Annotated in this window: 25 protein-coding genes; 15 read left to right on the top strand and 10 right to left on the bottom strand. The window is 62.8% G+C overall.

Translation table 11 applies throughout. The features are described 5' to 3' along the window. Positions 1 to 17 precede the first annotated feature (17 nt). Positions 18 to 461 (bottom strand): winged helix-turn-helix transcriptional regulator, encoded by a 444-nt coding sequence (locus ACNQP3_RS02620; protein WP_012270274.1) that lies wholly within the window; start codon positions 459 to 461, stop codon positions 18 to 20. Positions 462 to 562: 101 nt separating this feature from the next. On the opposite strand from ACNQP3_RS02620, the gene ACNQP3_RS02625 reads away from it, so the two are divergent. Next, the gene (locus ACNQP3_RS02625) at positions 563 to 1,768 is read left to right on the top strand and encodes an MFS transporter (protein WP_060494626.1); all 1,206 of its coding nucleotides are present in this window, start codon (positions 563 to 565) and stop codon (positions 1,766 to 1,768) included. On the opposite strand, the gene ACNQP3_RS02630 is transcribed toward ACNQP3_RS02625, so the two are convergent. From ACNQP3_RS02630 to ACNQP3_RS02650, 5 genes are all read right to left on the bottom strand, one after another. Next, positions 1,756 to 2,439 (bottom strand): OmpW/AlkL family protein, encoded by a 684-nt coding sequence (locus ACNQP3_RS02630; RefSeq protein ID WP_012270276.1) that lies wholly within the window; start codon positions 2,437 to 2,439, stop codon positions 1,756 to 1,758. The genes ACNQP3_RS02625 and ACNQP3_RS02630 overlap by 13 nt on opposite strands. Before the next feature lie 109 nt (positions 2,440 to 2,548). Continuing rightward, positions 2,549 to 3,121 carry a DUF3299 domain-containing protein gene (locus ACNQP3_RS02635; RefSeq protein WP_012270277.1) on the bottom strand — a complete coding sequence of 191 codons (573 nt, stop codon included), beginning with the start codon at positions 3,119 to 3,121 and terminating at the stop codon, positions 2,549 to 2,551. A gap of 9 nt (positions 3,122 to 3,130) precedes the next feature. Next, positions 3,131 to 4,396 carry an ABC transporter permease gene (locus ACNQP3_RS02640; protein ID WP_060494625.1) on the bottom strand — a complete coding sequence of 422 codons (1,266 nt, stop codon included), beginning with the start codon at positions 4,394 to 4,396 and terminating at the stop codon, positions 3,131 to 3,133. Beyond that, positions 4,396 to 5,106, bottom strand: a complete 711-nt coding sequence (locus ACNQP3_RS02645) for an ABC transporter ATP-binding protein (protein WP_012270279.1) — start codon at positions 5,104 to 5,106, stop codon at positions 4,396 to 4,398. Before ACNQP3_RS02645 ends, ACNQP3_RS02640 begins: the two co-directional genes overlap by 1 nt. Next, positions 5,107 to 5,682, bottom strand: coding sequence for a DUF2796 domain-containing protein (locus tag ACNQP3_RS02650; RefSeq protein ID WP_060494624.1), 576 nt, complete (start codon positions 5,680 to 5,682; stop codon positions 5,107 to 5,109). It abuts the gene before it with no gap. A gap of 130 nt (positions 5,683 to 5,812) precedes the next feature. On the opposite strand from ACNQP3_RS02650, the gene ACNQP3_RS02655 reads away from it, so the two are divergent. Then, positions 5,813 to 6,172, top strand: coding sequence for a hypothetical protein (locus ACNQP3_RS02655; protein WP_012270281.1), 360 nt, complete (start codon positions 5,813 to 5,815; stop codon positions 6,170 to 6,172). Between the two features lie 77 nt (positions 6,173 to 6,249). Beyond that, on the top strand, positions 6,250 to 7,734 hold the full coding sequence (locus tag ACNQP3_RS02660; protein WP_060494623.1) for a hypothetical protein: 1,485 nt from the start codon (positions 6,250 to 6,252) through the stop codon (positions 7,732 to 7,734). A 61-nt stretch (positions 7,735 to 7,795) separates the two neighbouring features. Here the strand turns inward: ACNQP3_RS02660 and trxA are convergent, their stop codons facing one another. The 3 genes from trxA to ACNQP3_RS02675 are packed head-to-tail and all read right to left on the bottom strand — an operon-like array spanning position 7,796 to position 9,812. Continuing rightward, on the bottom strand, positions 7,796 to 8,668 hold the full coding sequence (gene trxA / locus ACNQP3_RS02665; RefSeq protein WP_071890683.1) for a thioredoxin: 873 nt from the start codon (positions 8,666 to 8,668) through the stop codon (positions 7,796 to 7,798). A 31-nt stretch (positions 8,669 to 8,699) separates the two neighbouring features. After that, positions 8,700 to 9,359 (bottom strand): class I SAM-dependent methyltransferase, encoded by a 660-nt coding sequence (locus ACNQP3_RS02670; RefSeq protein ID WP_060494595.1) that lies wholly within the window; start codon positions 9,357 to 9,359, stop codon positions 8,700 to 8,702. After that, the gene (locus tag ACNQP3_RS02675) at positions 9,360 to 9,812 is read right to left on the bottom strand and encodes a YbaY family lipoprotein (RefSeq protein ID WP_012270285.1); all 453 of its coding nucleotides are present in this window, start codon (positions 9,810 to 9,812) and stop codon (positions 9,360 to 9,362) included. Between the two features lie 106 nt (positions 9,813 to 9,918). On the opposite strand from ACNQP3_RS02675, the gene nrdR reads away from it, so the two are divergent. The 12 genes from nrdR (at position 9,919) to ACNQP3_RS02735 (ending at position 18,622) form a co-directional block, all read left to right on the top strand. Then, complete coding sequence (gene nrdR, locus ACNQP3_RS02680) at positions 9,919 to 10,383, top strand: transcriptional regulator NrdR (protein ID WP_012270286.1); 465 nt, start codon at positions 9,919 to 9,921, stop codon at positions 10,381 to 10,383. Between the two features lie 2 nt (positions 10,384 to 10,385). Next, complete coding sequence (gene ribD, locus ACNQP3_RS02685) at positions 10,386 to 11,516, top strand: bifunctional diaminohydroxyphosphoribosylaminopyrimidine deaminase/5-amino-6-(5-phosphoribosylamino)uracil reductase RibD (RefSeq protein WP_264316764.1); 1,131 nt, start codon at positions 10,386 to 10,388, stop codon at positions 11,514 to 11,516. A 43-nt stretch (positions 11,517 to 11,559) separates the two neighbouring features. Next, positions 11,560 to 12,225, top strand: coding sequence for a riboflavin synthase (locus ACNQP3_RS02690; protein ID WP_003255399.1), 666 nt, complete (start codon positions 11,560 to 11,562; stop codon positions 12,223 to 12,225). Positions 12,226 to 12,243: 18 nt separating this feature from the next. Further along, positions 12,244 to 13,335, top strand: coding sequence for a bifunctional 3,4-dihydroxy-2-butanone-4-phosphate synthase/GTP cyclohydrolase II (ribBA, locus tag ACNQP3_RS02695; protein ID WP_012270288.1), 1,092 nt, complete (start codon positions 12,244 to 12,246; stop codon positions 13,333 to 13,335). A 91-nt stretch (positions 13,336 to 13,426) separates the two neighbouring features. After that, positions 13,427 to 13,903 (top strand): 6,7-dimethyl-8-ribityllumazine synthase, encoded by a 477-nt coding sequence (gene ribE / locus ACNQP3_RS02700; RefSeq protein ID WP_003255395.1) that lies wholly within the window; start codon positions 13,427 to 13,429, stop codon positions 13,901 to 13,903. Continuing rightward, on the top strand, positions 13,900 to 14,400 hold the full coding sequence (gene nusB, locus ACNQP3_RS02705; protein WP_003255393.1) for a transcription antitermination factor NusB: 501 nt from the start codon (positions 13,900 to 13,902) through the stop codon (positions 14,398 to 14,400). Before ribE ends, nusB begins: the two co-directional genes overlap by 4 nt. A gap of 18 nt (positions 14,401 to 14,418) precedes the next feature. Continuing rightward, the gene (gene thiL / locus ACNQP3_RS02710) at positions 14,419 to 15,387 is read left to right on the top strand and encodes a thiamine-phosphate kinase (RefSeq protein WP_012270289.1); all 969 of its coding nucleotides are present in this window, start codon (positions 14,419 to 14,421) and stop codon (positions 15,385 to 15,387) included. Beyond that, positions 15,384 to 15,887 carry a phosphatidylglycerophosphatase A gene (locus ACNQP3_RS02715; protein ID WP_003255391.1) on the top strand — a complete coding sequence of 168 codons (504 nt, stop codon included), beginning with the start codon at positions 15,384 to 15,386 and terminating at the stop codon, positions 15,885 to 15,887. The genes thiL and ACNQP3_RS02715 overlap by 4 nt, the downstream gene beginning before the upstream one ends. A gap of 16 nt (positions 15,888 to 15,903) precedes the next feature. Further along, complete coding sequence (locus ACNQP3_RS02720; protein WP_012270290.1) at positions 15,904 to 16,647, top strand: substrate-binding periplasmic protein; 744 nt, start codon at positions 15,904 to 15,906, stop codon at positions 16,645 to 16,647. Between the two features lie 129 nt (positions 16,648 to 16,776). Further along, positions 16,777 to 17,394, top strand: a complete 618-nt coding sequence (gene ribA, locus ACNQP3_RS02725) for a GTP cyclohydrolase II (protein WP_012270291.1) — start codon at positions 16,777 to 16,779, stop codon at positions 17,392 to 17,394. Beyond that, on the top strand, positions 17,391 to 17,810 hold the full coding sequence (locus tag ACNQP3_RS02730; protein WP_012270292.1) for a hypothetical protein: 420 nt from the start codon (positions 17,391 to 17,393) through the stop codon (positions 17,808 to 17,810). The genes ribA and ACNQP3_RS02730 overlap by 4 nt, the downstream gene beginning before the upstream one ends. Next, positions 17,810 to 18,622: a cobalamin-binding protein gene (locus ACNQP3_RS02735; RefSeq protein WP_069942869.1), complete on the top strand. Its 813-nt coding sequence runs from the start codon at positions 17,810 to 17,812 to the stop codon at positions 18,620 to 18,622. The genes ACNQP3_RS02730 and ACNQP3_RS02735 overlap by 1 nt, the downstream gene beginning before the upstream one ends. Here ACNQP3_RS02735 and ACNQP3_RS02740 read toward each other — a convergent pair. Beyond that, positions 18,600 to 20,474, bottom strand: a complete 1,875-nt coding sequence (locus ACNQP3_RS02740) for a TonB-dependent receptor domain-containing protein (protein ID WP_264316765.1) — start codon at positions 20,472 to 20,474, stop codon at positions 18,600 to 18,602. The two genes, ACNQP3_RS02735 and ACNQP3_RS02740, sit on opposite strands and share 23 nt — an antisense overlap. Positions 20,475 to 20,575: the final 101 nt, after the last annotated feature.

A 20,575-nucleotide genomic window follows, 5' to 3' on the forward strand; every position in this document is an offset into this window, starting at 1 on the left:
TGCGCAGCAGCCCCAAATCATTCATGCCGCACCATTCTGCGCAGGCAGTCTTCGGCATGCAAAACCCGCCCATCCTGGGCACGCACCTGCAACGTCTCAAGCGCCTGCCCGGTAGCTCCCTCCACCAATTCCGAACGCGCCTCACCCGCCTCGAACAGAAACCGCTCCCCCCATTGCCTCAAGCCAACCACCACTGGAAACACCGACCGCCCTTTCGCGGTCAGCACATATTCCTTGTAGGCACTGCCATCCGATGCCGGCTGCAAGGCCAGCAACTCGCTCTCCACCAGTAGTTTGAGCCGCGAGGCGAGGATGTTCTTCGCCAGCCCCAGGTTCTTGTGAAATTCACTGAACCGGTGCAGGCCGTCAAAGGCATCGCGCAGGATCATCAGCGCCCAACGGTCACCCAGCACCTCCAGGGCCCGGGCTACGGGGCATTGCGCATTGTGTTCATCGAGCATGGTGCAAACCTGTCTTAACGTCTGGTTGCAGATTAAAACCACATTTGCTAAATAGCCAGTGTGTGGTTTCAAATCGAAACCAGATTGACGAGGTTGGTCCGATGGCACCTTCACTGACACGCTGGACAACCCTGTTGCTTGCCATTACCAGCGCCATGGCCGTCGCGACGGTGTACTTCGCTCAGCCTCTGCTTGAGTCGATGGCTGCCGAGCTGGGGGTAGGGCAGCAGCAGATTGGCTGGGTAGTTGGCGCGACCCAGGCGGGCTATGCCCTGGGGTTGCTACTGATCGTGCCGCTGGGTGACTTGGTCGATCGCAAGCGCCTGTTGCTTGGCCAGTTGCTGTTCTCGGCTCTGGCGCTGATCGGCGTCGGCATGTCGCAAAGTTGGGCAATGCTGCTGGTGGCTCTAGCCGTCACCGGGTTGATGGCCGTGATGGTGCAGGTGATGGTGGCGCATGCCGCGAGCCTGGCCTCACCGGGCCAGCAAGGGCAGGCGGTAGGCGCCGTCACCAGTGGTGTGGTGCTGGGCATTCTGCTTGCGCGCCTGGTCTCGGGCGGGTTGGCCGACCTGGCCGGTTGGCGCAGCGTGTACTGGATGGCCGCAGGCGTCTTGATAGTGCTGGCACTGGTGATATGGCGTAGCTTGCCCTCGGTGCAGCCCGTCATGCATCGGTCTGGCTACCGGGCGCTGATTGTGTCCCAGTTCAACCTGTACCGGCACGACAGGTTGCTGCGCCAGCGAGGCATGTTTGGAGTGTTGATCTTCGCCGCGTTCAGCGTGCTATGGAGTGCCATGGTCATGCCGCTCAGTGCTGCGCCGTTGGCGCTGAGCCATACCGAGATCGGCCTGTTCGGCCTGGCAGGTGTCGCGGGTACCTTGGCAGCTTCGCGTGCCGGTCGTCTGGCTGACCAGGGGCAGGGTGAACGCACTACTGGGTTGGCGCTGGCCTTGCTGACGCTGTCGTGGTTGCCCACGGCGTTTGTCGGGGCTTCACTGATGGCCTTCGTGCTGGGAGTGCTGATGCTGGACTTTGCCGTGCAGGCGGTACATGTCACCAACCAGAGCCTGTTGCTGGCCGGGCGTGGCGCGATGGCCAGCCGGTTGATCGGTGCCTACATGTGTTGCTACTCGCTTGGCAGCGGGCTGGGAGCGGTGTTGGCGGCCTGGGTGTTTGCCCATTGGGGGTGGGTCGCAGTGTGCGGGCTTGGCATGGCCATCAGCGCGGTAGCGCTGGGCTACTGGCTATGGCTGCAACGTGCGAGGGCGGCCGAAGCCGCCCTGCCGTGTTCAGGTCAGAACTTGTAGCCAAGGCCGACCATGTACACCCACGGGTCGACATCGACGTCGACCTTGGTCTTGCTGTAGCCCAAAGCGGTCGGGCCGTTGACGCTGGCCTTGGTGTCGATGTCGACGTACCAGACCGAGGCGTTGACCAGCAGGTTGTCGGTGATCATGTAGTCCATGCCCAGCTGGCCGGCGATCCCGATCGAGTCCTGCAGTTTCAGGTTGCTGAAGCCTTGCTGCTTGCGGGCACTGCTGAGGTCTTCATCGAAGAACAGGGTGTAGTTGATGCCCACGCCGGCATAGGGCTGGAACTTGGAGTTCGGTTCCATCGGGTAGTACTGCAGCGACAGGGTCGGTGGCAGTTGCTTGATGTCGGCCAGCTTGCCGTCCAGGCCGCCGCCCAGGCCTTTTACGCCTACGGTGTGCTTGAACGGGGTGGCTGCCAGCAGCTCCAGGCCGATGTGGTCGGTGAGCATATAGGCAAAGGTCAAGCCCAGCTGGGTGTCGCTGTCCAGGGTTGCCTTGGTGCCCGAAACCTTGTTGCCATCGAATTTCAGGTCGCCGCTGCTTTCGTTAGGGGCGGTGGTGATGGCGCCTGCGCGGACGATGACATCGCCTGCCTGGTGAGCGTGGGCAACAGGGGCGGCGAGCGCAAGGGCCACAAGCGAGGCGCCGAGCAAGGACTTGTTCATGGAAGCTCCCAAAGGACGTTATTAATCGAGTAGTCCAATGGTACGGAGCTGGTTAAACAGAAAGTTTGACCCAGCTCAAAGAAGCGTCTTCACGAATTCGAAACAGTTCTCATCTCAGCTCATACGCGTATATTTTCTCGGCCTCCATCTGGTAGCCAGCGTCGGCCAGTTCGCTGCTGGAGGCTCTAACCTGCATCTTCCCCTCGATCCAGTAAGGTTGGTAGAGGTCTTCGACGCGCACGCCCATCTCACTGAAAATGTGCACGATCTGGTTCGACGGTGGGGGTGGCACGTGGATACACGCACCGTAGTAAGGGACCAGCAGGAATTCGGTGGTGCGGCCTTCTTCGCTGACCTCCAGTGGCACGATGTAGCCCGGCAGCTTGACCTGCTGGCCGTCGAGACCTTTCACCACCGGGGCATCGGGGGCTTGCTGGCGCGCGGGTGGGGCAGACTCGGCAGACAGGGCGTTGCTTAGCTGCGACATGTCGTGCAGCGGCGCCAGTTGTGGTGGGATGACCGGGGCGCCTTCGGGGATCAGGGCGGGCCAGTCCAGTTCACGGGGTTCTGAGGCCCAGGCAGGCAATGTCAGCGAGAGCAATATGACCAGTAGAAATTGTGTTGCCTTTACTGGCCTCTTCGCGGGTGAACCCGCGAAGAGGGCGATGAGGTGTTTGATCATTACGCGCACTCAGAGGTGTATGGACAAACCATCGGCCAGCGACTGCCAATACGCCCGCCACGCAGGCACGCTACCCATCAGCAACGCAGCCCCCAGGATGATAGCCAGCAAGGTCCATTCATGAGCGCTAGGTAGGGCCAGTGGCAGATACAAGCCATAGTTCGCCTGTACATACCCCTGCGCAAGGGCAATCCCCGCGTACAGCAAGCCAAGCCCGGCCACGATCCCGACCGCCGCCAGTGACAGTGCCTCCAGTACCAGCAGCCCCGCGATATGCCAAGGCCTGGCACCGACCGAGCGTAAGATCGCCATCTCCCGGCGGCGCTCGTTGAGGCTGGTAAGAATCGCCGTGAGCATGCCAATCAGGCCGGTCAGCACCACGAACAGCGACACCACGAACAGTGCTTGTTCGGCAGTGCCCATCAGGCTCCAGAGCTCCTGCAGGGCCACCCCAGGTAGGATCGCCAGCAGCGGCTCGCTGCGGTACTCATTGATCTCCCGCTGCAGGCTGAAGGTCGCGATCTTGCTGTTCAGCCCCAGCATGAATGCAGTGATGGCGGCAGGTTGCAGGTCCATCGCGCGTGCTTGCTCGGCGCTGATGCGCCCGGCGCCACGGGCGGGTACGCCGTTGTGCCAGTCGATATGGATCGCTTCCATACCCCCCAGGCTGATATGCAGGGTGCGATCGACCGGTGTGCCGGTGCGTTTGAGCACACCGACCACGGTGAATGGTTTGTCGTCGTGCTTGACCAGGCTGATGGCGGCCACGCCGTGGGCCAGTACCAGCTTGTCACCCAGCTTGTAATGCAGCGCCTCGGCCACTTCGGCGCCGAGCACCACTTCGAAGGGGTCGCTGGCGAACTCACGTCCCTGGCTCAGTTCCAGGTGCTGGCGGCGACCGTACTGGTAATGGCTGAAGTAATCCGCCGTGGTACCCATCACCCTGTAGCCACGGTGGGAGTCGCCCAGCGAGATCGGGATTGCCCACTTCACCCGTGGGTCCTGGGCATAATGCTGGAAGCTGTCCCAACGGATGTTGTTGGTGGCGTTACCAATGCGGAACACCGAATACAGCAGCAGGTTCACCGAGCCAGAGCGGGCGCCGACGATCAGGTCGGTTCCGCTGATGGTGCTGGCGAAGCTGGCGCGAGCCTCGGTACGGACCCGCTCCACGGCCAGCAGCAGGCACACCGACAAGGCAATGGCAAAAGCGGTCAGAAACGCAGTGAAACGGCGGTTGGCCAGGCTGGCCAGGGCAAGGCGGAGCAGGTACATCAGGCCTCCCGGGGCTTGGCGGCGCGGTTGAGGTCGGCCAGGGAAAGGTGGCGGTCGAACAGCGGTGCCAGGCTTTGATCGTGGCTGACGAACAACAAGCTTGCGCCGGCGGCGCGGCACTCATCGAACAGCAGGCGGATGAACGCTTCGCGGGTGTCGGTATCCAGTGCCGAAGTCGGCTCGTCGGCAATCACCAACTCGGGCTGGCCGATCAGTGCGCGGGCGGCGGCGACCCGCTGCTGCTGGCCGATCGACAGGCTGTCGGCGCGGCGGGCGAGCAGGGCGGGGTCGTCCAGGCCCAGGTGCGCCAACAGCGTGCTGGCTGCCTGGTCGACACCGCCATGGCGCTGCTCGGCGCGGGCCTTGCGGCTGCGCGAGAAGCGGCAGGGCAGCTCGACGTTTTCACGTACCGACAGAAATGGCAGCAGGTTGAACTGCTGAAAGATGTACCCCGTGTGATCCACCCGAAAACGGTCGCGGGCGCCCTGACTCAGCCCGCCGAGGTCCTGGCCGAGCAACTCGATACGGCCCTGGGCGGGCACGCTCACCCCGCCCAGCAGGCCCAGCAAGGTGGTCTTGCCACTGCCGCTGGGGCCCTTGAGGAACAAGGCTTCACCAGCGTTCAGGCGCAAGGCTGGAATGTCCAGCAGCGGCGGCTGACCTGGCCAGGCGAACACCAGGTCACGCAGTTCGATCAACGGCTGGCTCATTCAGAAGGCGACCGTTGCCTGGGCCGGCGTGGTTTCCACACCTTTCTGGCCATTGGGGCCGATCAGTTGCACGTTGATTTTCTGGGTGGCCGGGAAGGCCTTGAACAGTGGTGCCAGGTCCACCTGTGTCAGTTTCTCGGGGTTGGCGCAGGTCAGCTGGTAATGGGCGCCAATGTCGCTGTGTTGGTGCCCATGCTCATGATCGTCGCCATCCTCGTCGGCTTTCGGGGCGTCACCGAACAGCGGGCTTTCCAGCGCCTGCTGTTCTTCTTTGCAGCCTGCGGCAGCAGCCAGGCCGACCAGCGTCAACGGTTGTTCGAGCTGCTGGCGTACGGCGGCGACCTTGGCCTTGTCGGCATCGCTGCTGGCCGCGTGCTCGAAACCGACCAGGTTCATGGCCGGGCTGTCCAGCTCAAGCTCCAGGGTGTTGCCATCGAGTACGACGTTGAGCTTGGCTACGCCATGCTCATGGGCGCCGAGTGTGCCATGGGCGTGGTCGTGATCATGGTCATCGTGGGCATGGGCCACGGCCAGTGGCAGCAAGGCGAAGGGCAGGGCGAGCAGCAGGCGACGCATGGACGACTCCGGAGCGGGCTGGAAGATTGAGTTATGTTATAACAATTTTTCTGCGCGCCGCCAGCCTGCGTGGCTAAGGTTTCATGTTGCGGTAGCATGGCTGCATTGACCTGGGCTCAAGGAATGCATCATGAGAATTCGCGGACAGATTGGTGAATGGCCAGTGGACCTGACCATTGAGCTGGCGCCAGAAGAGTGGGCGCAGCTGGGGCAACGGGTGACGGGGCGTGAGGCGTCTGTAGACGCAACCGCAGTGGTCCACGCCCCGCCAAGTCAGGATGATGGGCAATGGGCAACAGCACGTGAGTTACTGCAACGGGCCGGGCACGTCGCAGGGCCTCAGCTGTTGGAGCAATTGGAAGCGCTGGTAGGAAGTGTCGCGGCAGGTAAACGATTGTTGGTCAGGTTGCGCCATAGTCCAGATGTGCGGGTTGAAAACGTGGGTGATGCGCCGGTTTACCATTGGGTGGGGCCACGAAAAGCCGAATGACCTGTCATTTCTGCCAGTTGTGACGCTTTGGGTGATACGTGACAGTCACCTGAACGGCACTACCGCGGGTGGAAAAAATGGATATCAGCAATGGCGCAAACGATGAAGTCCGCTCCGGCGAGGATAGCCTTTACGGCTGGCCCTTCATGGTGTTCTTCGACTGGCGCAAGGTGAATGAGTATTGGAACGCTCATGCGCTAGAACCGCAGGGCGACGGGTTCTGTGCGAAGGATATCGAGTTTGAAATCGACACGACAATGGAATCGGCGCGGTACTTCCGATGCTCATTGGGGCCATTGAAATTGCAGGTGACGGGCGGTGACGGTAGCCCGTTACGGTGGGTGGTCAGACGCAGAATCTTGTCGTGTGTAGTTATTCACCTGGCCCGTTCATTGGGTGGGCGGACAAGGATCATCACTCAAGTACGGCATGTCATAGAGGAGCAAGGTATTGAGCTCTGCCTGGAAATAGACCTCGAAGCCAACGCAGGACGCTATGACAGTGAGCATCGGGTTTCACTAGGGTGGGCTAAATATCCCGTTTTCTATCTCTCCAGTGCCTATCAAGCATCCACTCGCGATGAACAGGGGGCATTGCCCTATGCGCTCTTTTTCAAGGGGCAGGCTGATTCCAGCAAATTCATTCAGCTTGGTAAAATTCAGCCGTTGAGCACCGGGGTACTCAAACCCATGCATTTCTGGCTTCGTTCGGTAACCCCGGTAAATACACAATCATCGTTTCTAGCCCTGCATCCAGTGATTGGGGAGCACGGTAGCGGTTCGTTTCCCAACACCTACCCTTCTATTCCTGTATCAACGGCAGGCGTGTCCATGGTGCTGGATGCGACGCGCTATCCTGGGGCAGTGCTTGCCCAGCAGGATATACAAGACTGCCCCAGCCTCTTCATCCCACCGGGGCTTGTGCAGAGTGGGGTCTTGGAAACGGATGGCTCAATTGTTAGGAGTCGCTTTGAACGTCAACTGAATGAGCGTCCATTCGCACAGGTGCAAGTTGAGGGCCAGTCGTTCGGCCTTGAACCCATGGTGCGGGTGATTAATGGGGCGCAAACGGTAACGCTGAGCCTTTTGCCCAGTAATACAGGTGAGCCTCCAAAGTGGGGGAGTCAATATGGCGGTCAGGTAGAGCCAAAGGGTTGGGGGTGTACCTTCCTACCTGACGAACGGGAAGCATCTGGTATCGAGACACTGTGCGAGTATTGCGTTATTCAGGCCGCTGTGGATAACCGCGCGTTCACGTCCACAGTTGTGGTTCTTCGAGGCGTACCGACCGGCTATATTCGTTTGACGCCGTCATTACATGGTCATGTAAAGCTGTGCTATCGAATGGGAGGTCAGGAAGTCGTTATCCCCCATGAAAAAACCTATTGGAATGGGCTTAACTGTTTTATTGCCAGCAATGGGGCTATCGAACGGTTTGATAATGAGCCCTTTTGTATCATTCGGGCGCACAGCGATCTGGGCGAGGCGTTGATCTGGGCAGTGTTGATCTTGCCTGTCCCACTGATCGACGCGCAGACGGCGCTGAGCCTTGATATTGGCTAATACCTATAGAGTCGATCGATGCAGCCGCCCGATGTCAGGCGGCCGTACCTGGCATTGGCTATCAATACATCGCAGCGAACAGCTTGCGTCGGTAAACGTTGACCAGCGGGTGATCATTGCCCAGTAGCTCGAACACCTGCAGCAATGCCTTCTGCGGCAGCCCATTCTCATAGGCACGGTTACGCTGGAACAGCTTCAGCAACCCCTCCAGCGCCGCCTCATACTGCTGGCGCGCCAGTTGCTGGATGCTCAGCTGATAAGCCGCCTCGTCATCCTGCGGGTTCTGCGCCAGGCGGCTTTTCAGGTCAGCCACTTCCGGCAGGCTGGCAGCCTGGCGCAGGAAGGTCAGCTGGGCCTTGGCGCCCGCCAGTGCAGCTTTGTGTTCGTCAGTCTTGACCGCATCCAATACCACCTGCGCTTCGCCCAGCTCACCACGCTCGGCCAGGCAGCGAGCGTACAGAATCAGCGCTTCGGCATTGCTGTTGTCCTCACCCAGCAGCACCTGCAGCAGTGCTTCGGCTTCGGCGAAGCGGCTTTCGGCAAACAGTGCCTTGGCCTGCTCCAGCGGCGAAGCGACGGGTGCGGCGGGCATTTGCACATGCGGCTCGAGCATGGCGCGAATCGCCGATTCCGGCTGTGCTCCGGCGAAACCGTCCACCGGCTGGCCGTCCTTGAACAGGACCACGGTCGGCAGGCTGCGGATGCCGAACTGGGCAACCACCTGTTGCTCCACGTCGCAATTGATCTTGGCCAGCAGCAGTTCGCCCTGGTAACCCTCGGCGATCTTGGCCAGCAACGGCATCAGCGCCTTGCACGGCGCGCACCACTCGGCCCAGAAGTCCACCAGCACCGGCTTGTGGAAGGAGTTCTCGATCACCAGTTGCTGGAAGGTGGCATCGGTGGCGTCGAAAATGTAAGGCGTGTCTTGGCTCATTGCGACTCTCGCAAACTCGTGAATGGCACCACTATAAGGCGTCGCGGCTGGCGTGGTACAGGCTGACCCGGCGGAATTCGTGCGGCTCGGCCAGGTCTGGCAGGGTGAGTGCTTCAAGCACGCCCAACTGCCGGTACAGCGGGTGGCTGAAATCCCGTACTCGTGAGTCGGCCACCAGGGCCTGGCGACCGCGGCCAAGGAAGGCGTCCAGCAAGGGCAAGTTGGCGCGGTCGTACAGTACGTCTGCAACCAGGATTAGGTCGAAACGGTCGGCTTCTGCGAAGAAATCGCTGCTGTAGCTCAGCTCGACGCCGTTCAGCGCGGCATTCGCGCGGCAGGCGTCGAGGGCCAGCGGGTCGAGGTCGCAGGCCACCACCTCCAATGCACCGGCGCGTGCTGCGGCAATGCCGGCGATACCGGAGCCTGCGCCGAAGTCCAGCACGCGCTTGCCCGCCACCCATTCGGGGCGCTCGGCCAGGTAGCGGGCCATGGCCAGGCCGCTGGCCCAGCAAAAGCTCCAGTAGGGCGGTTCTTCCAGAATGCGCCGGGTTTCTTCGCTGCTGAAGGCCCGGTCCATGTTCTGGTCATCGATCAGCCACAGCTTCAGGTCGCAGCCGGGCAGTTCGCTGACGACCAGGCGCGCTTCGCCTATCAGGCCGCTGAGCGCCTGTTGCAGGGCCAGCGGTGCCACTTACGGCGCCTTCTCGAAACGCAGCGGGCCAGTGGCTTGGGTTTGGGCCTGGGTAATGCGCACGGGGGGCAGGTGCATGATCAGTTGGCCGGAGCTGCTGGCACGGCCACGCAGCTCGACCCGCGCACCGGCCGGGAAGGCTTCGGGGTTGAAGCGCAGGTGATAGGGCAGGGCCTGGCCGGTACCGGTCAGGGTGCTGCTGGCCAGCAGGCCTTGCGGGCGGTCGCGTTCGTCGATGACCAGCAAGGCCAGCTCCACGTTGGCACCGGCCGGAATTTCCAGCAAGGTGCCACTCAGCTCGCGCTGGTAGGCCGGCAGCGGGCCCAGTACTTCGGCCTGCTTGGCCGAGCGGGCGGGCGTGGGGGCTGGGAGGTTGTCGGTCTTCGGCCTGTCGCTGCCGCAGGCGGCGAGCAGGGCGGCGCAGCACAGCACGACGAGCGCTCGGTAGTGCATGGGGGAGTCCTTCACGGGCAGATTTCCCATGGATGTTAACCCCTTTGGCTTGTCTTGCCAGTGCAATGCGCTACCATGGCCCTCCCTTTTTTTGTTGCCTGCCACCATGCACTGTCCCTTTTGCGGTGCCAACGACACCAAGGTCATCGACTCTCGCCTCGTTGCCGAGGGCGAGCAGGTGCGCCGCCGCCGCGAATGCGTGGCCTGTGGCGAACGCTTCACCACCTTCGAAACCGCCGAGCTGGTGCTGCCCCGGCTGATCAAGCAGGACGGCACGCGCCAGCCCTTCGACGAAGAAAAGCTGCGCGCCGGCATGCAACGGGCTCTGGAAAAGCGCCCGGTCAGCGTCGAGCGCCTGGAAGCGGCGCTGGCGCACATCAAGAGCCGCCTGCGCGCGACCGGCGAGCGCGAAGTCAAATCGCTGGTGGTAGGTGAAATGGTCATGGCCGAGCTGCGCAAGCTCGATGAAGTGGCCTATATCCGCTTTGCCTCGGTGTACCGGCGCTTCCAGGACCTCGACGAGTTCCGCGAAGAAATCGACCGCCTGGCCCGTGAGCCTGCTAGAGAGTGAACATGCCCAGCCAAGCTGCCGTCCTCGACGCCCATTACATGGCCCGCGCGCTGGAGCTGGCGCGCAAAGGCCTGTACACCACTCACCCGAACCCGCGCGTGGGCTGCGTGATCGTGCGCGATGGCGAAGTGGTCGGTGAAGGCTGGCACGTGCGTGCCGGCGAGCCGCATGCCGAAGTGCACGCCCTGCGCCAGGCTGGTGAGCGCGCCATTGGCGCCTGTGCCTACGTCACCCTTGAACCGTGCAGCCATCATGGCCGCACGCCGCCGTGCGCCGAAGCACTGGTCAAGGCCGGTGTGGCGCGGGTGGTGGCAGCCATGCAGGACCCTAACCCGCAAGTGGCAGGCCAGGGCTTGCAGCGCTTGGCCGAGGCAGGCATTGAAGTCGCCAGCGGCGTGCTCGAAACCGAAGCCCGCGCACTGAACCCGGGCTTCCTCAAGCGCATGGAGCACGGCCTGCCGTTCGTCCGCGCCAAGCTGGCCATGAGCCTGGATGGCCGCACCGCGATGGCCAGTGGCGAAAGCCAGTGGATCACCGGCCCGGCTGCCCGTTCGGCGGTGCAGCGCTTGCGCGCCCGTTCCAGCGTGGTGCTGACCAGCGCTGCCAGTGTGCTGGCCGACAATGCACGAATGACCGTGCGTGGCACCGAGCTGGGCCTGGATGCCGAAACCACCGCCCTGGCACTCAGCCGTACACCGCTGAGGGTGCTGGTCGATAGTCGCCTGCGCCTGCCGCTGGATGCGGCTTTCTTCCAAGCCGGGCCGGCGCTGGTGGTGGCTGCTGTCGCAGATGACCCGCGTTATGCCGCTGCCGGCCACGAGTTGCTCAGCCTGCCGGGTGACAATGGCCAGGTCGACTTGCCGGCGCTGCTGCAAGCCCTGGCGGCCCGAGGTGTCAACGAAATCCTGCTGGAAGCCGGTGCCGGCCTGGTCGGCGCCTTTGCCCAGCAAGGCCTTGTCGATGAGTACCAGCTGTTTGTCGCCGGCATCTTCCTTGGCTCCCAGGCCCGGCCGCTGCTGGACTGGCCGCTGGGCAAGATGAGCGAGGCACCAAGGCTGAAAATTACCGAAATGCGCGCAGTGGGCGATGACTGGCGGGTCACGGCCATCCCCTTGCCGGCGCCCGGCGTATAATGCCGGGCTTGCCCCGCGCAAACCGCTTTTTGAGGAAGACCCCATGTTCACCGGCATCATCGAATCCATCGGCACCATCCGCAGCCTGACCCCCAAGGGTGGCGACGTGCGCGTCTACGTCGAAACCGGCAAGCTCGACCTGGGTGACGTCAAGCTCGGCGACAGCATCGCCGTCAACGGTGTGTGCCTGACCGCCGTGGAGCTGCCGGGCGACGGCTTCTGGGCCGACGTCAGCGTCGAAACCCTCAAGCGCACCGCCTTCATCGACCTCAAGAGCGGCAGCAAGGTCAACCTGGAAAAGGCCCTGACTCCCACCACCCGTCTGGGTGGGCACCTGGTCAGCGGCCACGTCGACGGGGTCGGCGAAATCATTTCGCGCAGCGATAATGCCCGCGCCATCCAGTTCCGCGTACGCGCACCCAAGGAACTGGCCAAGTACATCGCCCACAAGGGTTCGATCACCGTCGACGGCACCAGCCTGACGGTCAATGAGGTCAATGGCGCCGAATTCGAGCTGACCATTGTCCCGCACACCCTGTCCGAAACCATCATGGCCGACTACCGTGCAGGGCGTCGGGTAAACCTTGAGGTCGACCTGCTGGCCCGTTATCTGGAGCGTTTGCTTTTGGGTGACAAGGCCGCCGAGCCGAGCAAGGGCAGTGGCATTACCGAAAGCTTCCTGGCCGCCAACGGCTTCTTGAAATCCTGATTGAGAAGGGGGTGCCGCGTGGCGCTCAACAGCATCGAAGAACTGGTCGAAGACATCCGCCAGGGCAAAATGGTCATCCTCATGGATGACGAAGACCGCGAGAACGAAGGCGACATCATCATGGCAGCCGAATGCTGCCTGCCCGAGCACATCAACTTCATGGCCAAGCACGCCCGTGGTCTGATCTGCATGCCGATGACCCGCGAGCGTTGCGAAACGCTGAAGCTGCCACTGATGGCACCGCGCAACGGCTCGGGCTTCGGCACCAAGTTCACCGTATCGATCGAAGCCGCCGAAGGCGTCACCACCGGTATTTCCGCCGCTGACCGCGCACGCACCGTGCAGGCCGCCGCAGCCAAGGATGCCAAGGCCGAAGACATCGTCAGCCCTGGCCACATCTTCCCGTTGATGGCCCAGCCAGGTGGCACCCTGGCTCGCGCTGGCCACACCGAAGCCGCCTGCGACCTTGCGCGCATGGCTGGTTTCGAGCCAAGCGGCGTGATCTGCGAAGTGATGAACGACGATGGCACCATGTCGCGTCGCGCCGAGCTGGAGGTGTTCGCCGCCGAGCACGGTCTGAAGATCGGCACCATCGCCGACCTGATCCACTACCGCATGATCCACGAGCGCACCGTGCAGCGTGTTTCCGAGCAGCCGGTGGAGAGCGAGCTGGGTGAATTCAACCTGGTCACCTACCGTGATGCGGTGGAAGGCGACGTGCACATGGCCCTGACCCTGGGCAAGATCTGCGCCGAAGAGCCGACCTTGGTGCGTGTGCACAACATGGACCCGCTGCGCGACCTGCTGCTGGTCAAGCAGCCGGGCCGCTGGAGCCTGCGCGCAGCCATGGCTGCCGTGGCCGAGGCTGGCAGTGGCGTGGTCTTGCTGCTGGGCCACCCGCTGGATGGCGACGTGCTGCTGGCGCACATTCGTGAAAGCGCGGGTGATGCACCGACCAAGGCACCGACCACCTACAGCACCGTGGGTGCCGGTTCGCAGATCCTGCGCGACCTTGGTGTGCGCAAGATGCGCCTGATGAGTTCGCCGATGAAGTTCAACGCGATATCCGGATTCGATCTGGAAGTTGTAGAATACGTGCCCTCCGAGTGACTTGAGGCGGCATTGACGCCCTCTGCTCGAGTCCAGACCCCTGTCGAGGCCGCTTGTATGCGGCCTCGCTCTTGAAGATGAGAATATCGGAATGACCCTGAAGACCATCGAAGGTACCTTCATCGCCCCCAAAGGTCGCTATGCTTTGGTGGTTGGCCGCTTCAACAGCTTCGTCGTCGAAAGCCTGGTAAGCGGTGCCGTTGATGCCCTGGTTCGCCACGGTGTCAGCGAAAGCGACATCACCATCATCCGTGCCCCCGGTGCATTCGAGATCCCGCTGGTAGCACAGAAGGTCGCCCAGCAAGGCGCCTACGACGCGATCATCGCCCTGGGCGCCGTGATTCGTGGTGGTACCCCGCACTTCGAATACGTGGCGGGCGAATGCACCAAGGGCCTGGCCCAGGTGTCCATGGAGTTCGGTGTACCGGTGGCCTTCGGCGTACTGACCGTCGACTCCATCGAGCAAGCCATCGAGCGTTCCGGCACCAAAGCTGGCAACAAAGGTGCTGAAGCTGCCCTGTCCGCTCTGGAAATGGTCAGCCTGCTGGCGCAGTTGGAGGCCAAGTGATTAGCGACGAAAGCGATCGTTTCAACCCGCGCGATCCAAAACCTGCGGATGCCGGCAAGCCCTCCAAGAGCGCCAAGCGCCGCGAAGCCCGCAAGCTCGCGACCCAGGCCCTCTACCAGTGGCACATGGCCCAGCATTCGCTGAACGAGATCGAAGCGCAGTTCCGGGTCGATAACGATTTCACCGATGTCGACGGTGCCTATTTCCGCGAGATCCTGCACGGGGTCCCGGCAATCAAGGGCGAAATCGACAAGGCACTGGTGCCTTGCATGACCATCGCACTGGAAGAGCTCGACCCGGTCGAGCTGGCCGTGCTGCGCCTGTCCACCTGGGAGCTGATCAAGCGCGTCGACGTTCCGTACCGCGTGGTGATCAACGAAGGCGTGGAGCTGGCCAAGGTCTTCGGTGCCACCGACGGCCACAAGTTTGTCAACGGCGTGCTGGACAAGCTCGCCCCGGCCCTGCGTGAAGCAGAAGTCAAGGCGAACAAGCGCTGATCCTGGCGCAGCCTGGCCATGGGTGAGTTCGAGCTGATCAACCATTACTTCGCCGCCGCGCCCTGTGCGCAGGGCGGCGAGGGCGTGGCCCTGGGGATCGGCGACGACTGCGCCCTGCTGGATCTTCCCCCCGGTGAGCAACTGGCGGTGTCCACCGACACCCTGGTCGCCGGGGTGCATTTTCCTGTTGCTTGCGATCCGTTGCTGCTCGGCCAGCGTTCGTTGGCCGTGGCGGCCAGTGACCTGGCAGCCATGGGCGCGACTGCAATCGGCTTTACCCTCGCCCTGACCCTGCCTGACGTTGGCCCTGGCTGGCTGTCGGCCTATGCCGACGGCCTCAGCCGCATGGCCCAGCGTTGCCGCATGAGCCTGATTGGTGGCGACACCACTCGCGGCCCGTTGAGTATCACTGTGACCGTGTTTGGTCGCGTGCCGGTAGGCCAGGCCTTGCGCCGCAGCGGCGCACGGCCTGGCGACCTGCTGTGTGTCGGTGGTTCGCTGGGCAAGGCTGCCGGTGCATTGCCGCTGGTACTCGGTGAGCGCGAGGCGCCGGCTGCGCAAGCCGAGCCGTTGTTGGCCCACTACTGGTCGCCAATGCCACAGCTCACCCTTGGCGCACTGCTGCGTGGCCGGGCCACAGCGGCACTGGATATCTCCGACGGGTTGCTCGCCGATTGTGGGCATATCGCCAAGGCGTCCGGCGTTGCGCTGGAGGTGAACCTGGCGCAAGTACCAGTGTCTCCTGCTTTGGAAGCCTTCCTCGGTCGTGAAGCTGCGGTGCGGGCAGCGCTCACCGGTGGCGACGATTACGTACTGGCCTTCACTTTGCCGCCCGAGGCGCTCGCGCCCCTGGCTGCCTTCGACACTATCGAAGTGCATACCATCGGCCGAGTGCTCGAAGGGCAGGGCGTGACCTTGCGCGACGCCCAAGGCCAGGACATCACCCCCGTGCAGCGGGGCTATCAACACTTTAGGGAGACACCGTGACCGATCACCCCAATCAGGTGCCTGCGGAGTTCGTTCCGCCCTCGGTCTGGCGCAACCCATGGCACTTCATCGCGTTTGGCTTCGGTTCCGGCACCTTGCCCAAGGCACCGGGTACCTGGGGCTCGCTGGTTGCCATACCGTTCATCCCGCTGTGGCAGATGCTGCCCGACTGGGGTTACTGGCTGTTGCTCGGCGTCAGCATGCTGTTTGGCTTCTGGTTGTGCGGCAAAGTTGCCAATGACTTGCGCGTACACGACCATGAAGGCATTGTCTGGGACGAGATTGTCGGCATGTGGATCACCCTCTGGCTAGTGCCGGAAGGCTGGCAGTGGCTGTTGGCAGGGTTCCTGATGTTCCGCTTCTTCGACATCCTCAAGCCGTGGCCAATCCGCTGGATCGACCGCCATGTGCACGGGGGTGTCGGCATCATGCTCGACGATATCCTGGCCGGTGTTTTCGCCTGGCTGGGCATGCAGGTTCTGGTGTGGGCGGTTGCCTGAAACAGGGAGCGCGTGAATGGCCATAAGGACTGTGCTGCTGGCAATGCTGCTGAGTGTCGCCCCGTGGGTGAGCGCTGCCGAAGGCGTACCCAAGCAGATCCATCTGGTCAGCGAGGAGTGGCTCGACTACACCAACGCCGACGGTACCGGGGTGGCCTGGGACGTGTTGCGCAAGGTGTTCGAGCCGGCCGGAGTCAAGGTGGTTACCCAGAGCGCGCCCTACAGCCGTGCGGTCGGCCTGGTGAAGCGCGGCGAGGCTGATGCCTGGGTTGGCTCGTACAAGGAAGAAAACGACGACAATCTGTACCCGCGCTGGCACTTCGACATGGACCATATCTACGCCCTGGGGCTGGCCAGCAAGCCAGTGCCTACACCGCAGAACGTGGGCAAATATCGCTTGGCCTGGGTGCGTGGCTACGACTACGGCAGCTACTTGCCTGATGTGCACGAATTTCGCGAGATTCAGCGCCGTGAAGGCATCTTGCCGATGCTCGAGCATGATCGCGTGGACTTCTATATCGATGCGCAGACCGAAGTCGATTATGTCCTGAGCCAGTCTTCGCAGCCCGAGCGCTTCCGTCGTACCCATGTGGCCGAACTGCCGCTGTACCTGGCTTTCGCCCGCAACGACCAGGCCAAGGCTCTGTGCGACCTGTTCGACAAGCGCATGGCCGAGCTGGTACGCAGCGGCGAACTGAAGCCGATCTTCGAACGCTGGAAGCAGCCGTATCCGTTCAGTGCCGATAGCAAACCCCATTGAATCCGGGCCTGCTTGACCTAAGCATCGAACTTTTCGATCTTAACCCACGGTATTGAGCCGGCCCACATTCCGCTACCTGCTGATACAATCGGCCCACGAGAAATTTTCAACTTATTCCAGGAGCACAACGTGCCCGTCGTCTTTGTTGCCGCCTCTAAACTCCCGACTCCCTTCGCGACCTTCACCATGCATGGCTTTCTCGACGAAGCCACTGGCCGTGAGCATGTGGTGCTCAGCCTGGGTGATATCGCGGACGGCCAGCCGGTGCTGGGGCGCCTGCACTCCGAGTGCCTGACCGGCGATGCCCTGTTCAGCCAGCGCTGCGATTGCGGCTCGCAGCTGGAAGCCGCGCTGCAGGCCATCGCCCGCGAAGGCCGTGGCGTGCTGCTGTACCTGCGTCAAGAAGGCCGTGGCATCGGCCTGCTGAACAAGATCCGTGCCTACGAACTGCAGGATGGCGGCGCCGACACCGTCGAAGCCAACGAGCGTCTGGGCTTTGCCGCCGACCAGCGTGACTACGCCATGTGCCTGCCGATGCTCGAGCACTTGGGTGTGAAGTCGCTGCGCCTGATGACCAACAACCCACGCAAGGTCAAAGCCCTGACCGACATGAATATCGTGGTTGCCGAGCGTGTGCCGCTGCACACCGGGCACAACCCGCACAACCGTTACTACCTGGCGACCAAGGCCGGTAAGTTGGGCCACATGCTGGGCAACGAGCACCAGGGCGAGGCGCCACAGGCGTGACACGCGCCGAGGTCAAGCGGCGCCTGGCGCTGGCCTGGTGGCAGTACCTGGCCGTGGGCCTGGTGCCGCTGCCGGTCATGGCCTGGGCCTTTGGTGGTGGTGATGCGCTGATCCCGGTGCTGGCCATGCCACTGTTCATTGCCGGTGCGGCCACCATGTTCCTCAGCTTGCCGCGCTTCGGCGCCTACAAGCGTGCACTGATCGCCACCTCCAAAGTGCTCGGCACGGGCGAAGAGCCTGGCGCCTGGATCGAACTGGCGCGGGTACGGCGCGTGGCCATGCTGTATGCCTGCTTCCCAGCCTGGGTCGCAGCGCTGACGGTGCTTGTCGGTCTGGAGGCGGTGCCGCAGATCCTGCTGGCATTGTCCACGGTGGTAGTGCTGTACCTCTATCGTATTCCGCGTCAGCTCGGCTGATGCGCCTGCTGCCTGGCCTGCTGGCGCTGTTAGCCTGCACCGCGCTGGCCGCCGACCCCTTGCGGGTGGTCAGCCTGGCCCCCTCGATGACTGAAATCATGCTTGAGCTGCAGGCCGACGACTTGTTGGTGGGCGTGCTCGACGGTGGCGAACGGCCGGCTGCCCTGGGCGACTTGCCCTCGGTCGGGCGCCAAGGGCAGCTGGACATGGAGCGTTTGCTCAGCCTGCGCCCCGACTTGTTGTTGCTGTGGCCTGGCAGCGTATCGCCCGCCCAGCGCGACCAGCTCAAGCGCCTGGGCATTGCCACCTTCAGTGCCGAACCCCATGACATCGACCAACTGATCGAGCAGATCGAGGCCATTGCCGGGCGCATTGGGCGTGCCGAGCAAGGCCACGCGTACGCTCAAGCCCTGCGCAAGCGGCTGCAGCAGCTGCGCCAGCAGTATGGGCGAGACGAACCCTTGCAGGTGTTCTATCAAGTGTGGGATAGGCCGTTGTACACGCTCGGTGGCCGCCAGGTGGTGAGCGACGCCCTGGCCGTGTGCGGGGCGCGCAACGTATTCGCCGACCTCAGCCAGCCGGCACCGCAGGTGAGTGTGGAGTCTGTACTGCTGCGTGATCCGCAGGTCATCCTGGCCGGCGATCAGGCACAGTTGGCCAGCTGGAAGGCCTGGCCGCAGCTTCGAGCCGTGGCTGATGGGCGCCTGCTGGTGGTGCCTGACAAAGGCCTGGAGCGCCCCAGCGGGCAGATGATCGAGGCCACCGCCCGCCTGTGCGCGTTGCTCGCGGCTAAAGCACCGGCGTCCAGGTAACGCTGAACAGCAGCGTGCGGCCTTCTTCGCGGTAGCCGTACTGGCTGCCATCGAAGCTGTACATGGCTCGGCTGTACTGTTTGTCCAACAGGTTGTCGAGCTTCAGTTCAAGCTTTACATCCGTCGTCAGGCGCATGCCGCCTCGTAGGCCTACAAGTCCATAGCCACCTATGCGCTCATTGTTCGATGGATCGTCGTAGCTGCCGCTGACAGCCTGCCAGCTCGCGCCCACGCTGAAGCGTTCGAACTGACGATCCAGGTCAAGGTTCAACGTGCGGCGGGCGCGTCGCTGCAGGGTATGTCCGCTTTCGCGGTCTCGGGGATCAATCATGCTCACCCCCAACTGAGAGGTCCAGCCAGCCCACTCCTGCAGCAACGACAACTCGAAGCCATTGATGCGTGCATTGTCGACATTGCCGGGTCGCCTGAGCGTTGGGTCGTAGTTGATCGCATCGCGTAGGTCGGTGCGATACAGCGAGGCTTCCAGTCGGGTATGGCTGGCCAGTTGGCTGCGCCATTGCAGCTCGTAACTCTTCGAGTGCTCGGGGCGCAGGTCCGGGTTACCGTACTGTACGTCGTAGAGGTCATTGAAAGTGGGGGCGCGAAACCCTTCGCTGTAAGACGCCAGTAGGTCGTTGCGGGAATTCAATGGAAGGGTAAGGCTGGCGTTCCAAGTGGTCTGGTCGCCGTACTGTTGGTTGCGGTCGTGACGTACGCCGAGCTCGCTCGAGAAGTGTTCCCCGGTAAAACGGTACTGGGCGAAGGCGGCGCGGTTCCAGCGGCTGTCTTCGCTGAAGTTCGCCGTGCCATGGAAGCGTTCCTCGTACCAATCGCCACCGAGCATCAGTTGGTTTTGGTCGTCGAAGGCGAGATCGTTCTGCCAGGTGACCTGATCACGATAGGTGTTGTAAATGAAGCGCTGGTCGCTGAGTTTGTCGCGTTTGTCGTCGCGGTTTTCGCTGTGGCCCAGTTCCAGCCTCGAGTGCCAGGCGTCGTTGAGTTGGGCATCGAACCAGCCGCCCAGGCTGCTGACGCTGAAATCGGTGTAGGGCTGTTGTGGATAACTCAGCCAGGTATCTTCATCGAGTCGCCCGTACGGATTGTCGTATTCACTGCGCCCGCGGCTGTCGAGCAGGTTTACACCTGCCTCGAAACGTTCGTTGAACGTATGGCTCAGGCTCAGGTTGAGCGATCGGTTGCGGTAGGCATCGTGGTCGCCATCGCTGTCGAAGGACGGCCCGGTCGAGTCGATGCCGGCAGTTTCATCCAGGCTGGCGCCCAGGTTGAAGCGGGTCGCATCGTTGCCGCCAGAAAGCCCCAGGCTGCGTTGAAAGGTCTGGTTGCTGCCAGCGGCCATGCGCAGGCGCGGCTGCAGGCCGGGGCCATTGCTACGGCGGGTGAAAATCTGGATCACCCCGCCTATGGCATCGCTGCCGTACACCGCCGAGCGCGAGCCGCGCAGCACTTCGATGCGCTCGATCTGGTCGACGTCGAGAAACTGCAGGCCGCTGTCGCCGGAGGTGGCGTTGGCGATGCGCACGCCATCGACCAGCACCAGGCTTTGTGCTGCCTTGGTGCCGCGAATGAAGATGCCAGGCAGGCTGCCACGGCCACCGGTAGGTGCCACCTGCACGCCGGGCACGCGGGTGAGCAGGTCGGTGACGCTGGTGGGTTGCAGGCGGTCGATGTCGGTGCGGGTGAAGACGGTGTTGGCGGCGCTGGTAGCGGTGCGCGATTCGACTTGGCGGCTGGCGCTGATCAATACGTCGGGGAGCTTGAGGGCGTCGTCGCGCTCAGTGGCCAGCAGCGGAAGAGGGAGGCAGAGCAGGGTGGCGAAGGTTGGGGTTTTCATGGGCAGTACCATATTGCGAGGGCTGCGCCCTCGATTGCGACACAAGGCCGCTCCTACAGGAGTCCGCGTTCCTCTGTAGAAGCGGCCTTGTGTTGCGATGG

Origin of the sequence: Pseudomonas sp. LFS074 (assembly GCF_047978165.1) — a bacterium.
Lineage (GTDB): Bacteria > Pseudomonadota > Gammaproteobacteria > Pseudomonadales > Pseudomonadaceae > Aquipseudomonas > Aquipseudomonas putida_P.

Bases quoted from the DNA above. Each gene is read 5' to 3' on its own strand.
- ACNQP3_RS02620 (WP_012270274.1), bottom strand. From the start codon at position 461: ATGCTCGATGAACACAATGCGCAATGCCCCGTAGCCCGGGCCCTGGAG.
- ACNQP3_RS02625 (WP_060494626.1), top strand. From the start codon at position 563: ATGGCACCTTCACTGACACGCTGGACAACCCTGTTGCTTGCCATTACC.
- ACNQP3_RS02630 (WP_012270276.1), bottom strand. From the start codon at position 2,439: ATGAACAAGTCCTTGCTCGGCGCCTCGCTTGTGGCCCTTGCGCTCGCC.
- ACNQP3_RS02635 (WP_012270277.1), bottom strand. From the start codon at position 3,121: ATGATCAAACACCTCATCGCCCTCTTCGCGGGTTCACCCGCGAAGAGG.
- ACNQP3_RS02640 (WP_060494625.1), bottom strand. From the start codon at position 4,396: ATGTACCTGCTCCGCCTTGCCCTGGCCAGCCTGGCCAACCGCCGTTTC.
- ACNQP3_RS02645 (WP_012270279.1), bottom strand. From the start codon at position 5,106: ATGAGCCAGCCGTTGATCGAACTGCGTGACCTGGTGTTCGCCTGGCCA.
- ACNQP3_RS02650 (WP_060494624.1), bottom strand. From the start codon at position 5,682: ATGCGTCGCCTGCTGCTCGCCCTGCCCTTCGCCTTGCTGCCACTGGCC.
- ACNQP3_RS02655 (WP_012270281.1), top strand. From the start codon at position 5,813: ATGAGAATTCGCGGACAGATTGGTGAATGGCCAGTGGACCTGACCATT.
- ACNQP3_RS02660 (WP_060494623.1), top strand. From the start codon at position 6,250: ATGGATATCAGCAATGGCGCAAACGATGAAGTCCGCTCCGGCGAGGAT.
- trxA (WP_071890683.1), bottom strand. From the start codon at position 8,668: ATGAGCCAAGACACGCCTTACATTTTCGACGCCACCGATGCCACCTTC.
- ACNQP3_RS02675 (WP_012270285.1), bottom strand. From the start codon at position 9,812: ATGCACTACCGAGCGCTCGTCGTGCTGTGCTGCGCCGCCCTGCTCGCC.
- nrdR (WP_012270286.1), top strand. From the start codon at position 9,919: ATGCACTGTCCCTTTTGCGGTGCCAACGACACCAAGGTCATCGACTCT.
- ribD (WP_264316764.1), top strand. From the start codon at position 10,386: ATGCCCAGCCAAGCTGCCGTCCTCGACGCCCATTACATGGCCCGCGCG.
- ACNQP3_RS02690 (WP_003255399.1), top strand. From the start codon at position 11,560: ATGTTCACCGGCATCATCGAATCCATCGGCACCATCCGCAGCCTGACC.
- ribE (WP_003255395.1), top strand. From the start codon at position 13,427: ATGACCCTGAAGACCATCGAAGGTACCTTCATCGCCCCCAAAGGTCGC.
- thiL (WP_012270289.1), top strand. From the start codon at position 14,419: ATGGGTGAGTTCGAGCTGATCAACCATTACTTCGCCGCCGCGCCCTGT.
- ACNQP3_RS02720 (WP_012270290.1), top strand. From the start codon at position 15,904: ATGGCCATAAGGACTGTGCTGCTGGCAATGCTGCTGAGTGTCGCCCCG.
- ACNQP3_RS02735 (WP_069942869.1), top strand. From the start codon at position 17,810: ATGCGCCTGCTGCCTGGCCTGCTGGCGCTGTTAGCCTGCACCGCGCTG.
- ACNQP3_RS02740 (WP_264316765.1), bottom strand. From the start codon at position 20,474: ATGAAAACCCCAACCTTCGCCACCCTGCTCTGCCTCCCTCTTCCGCTG.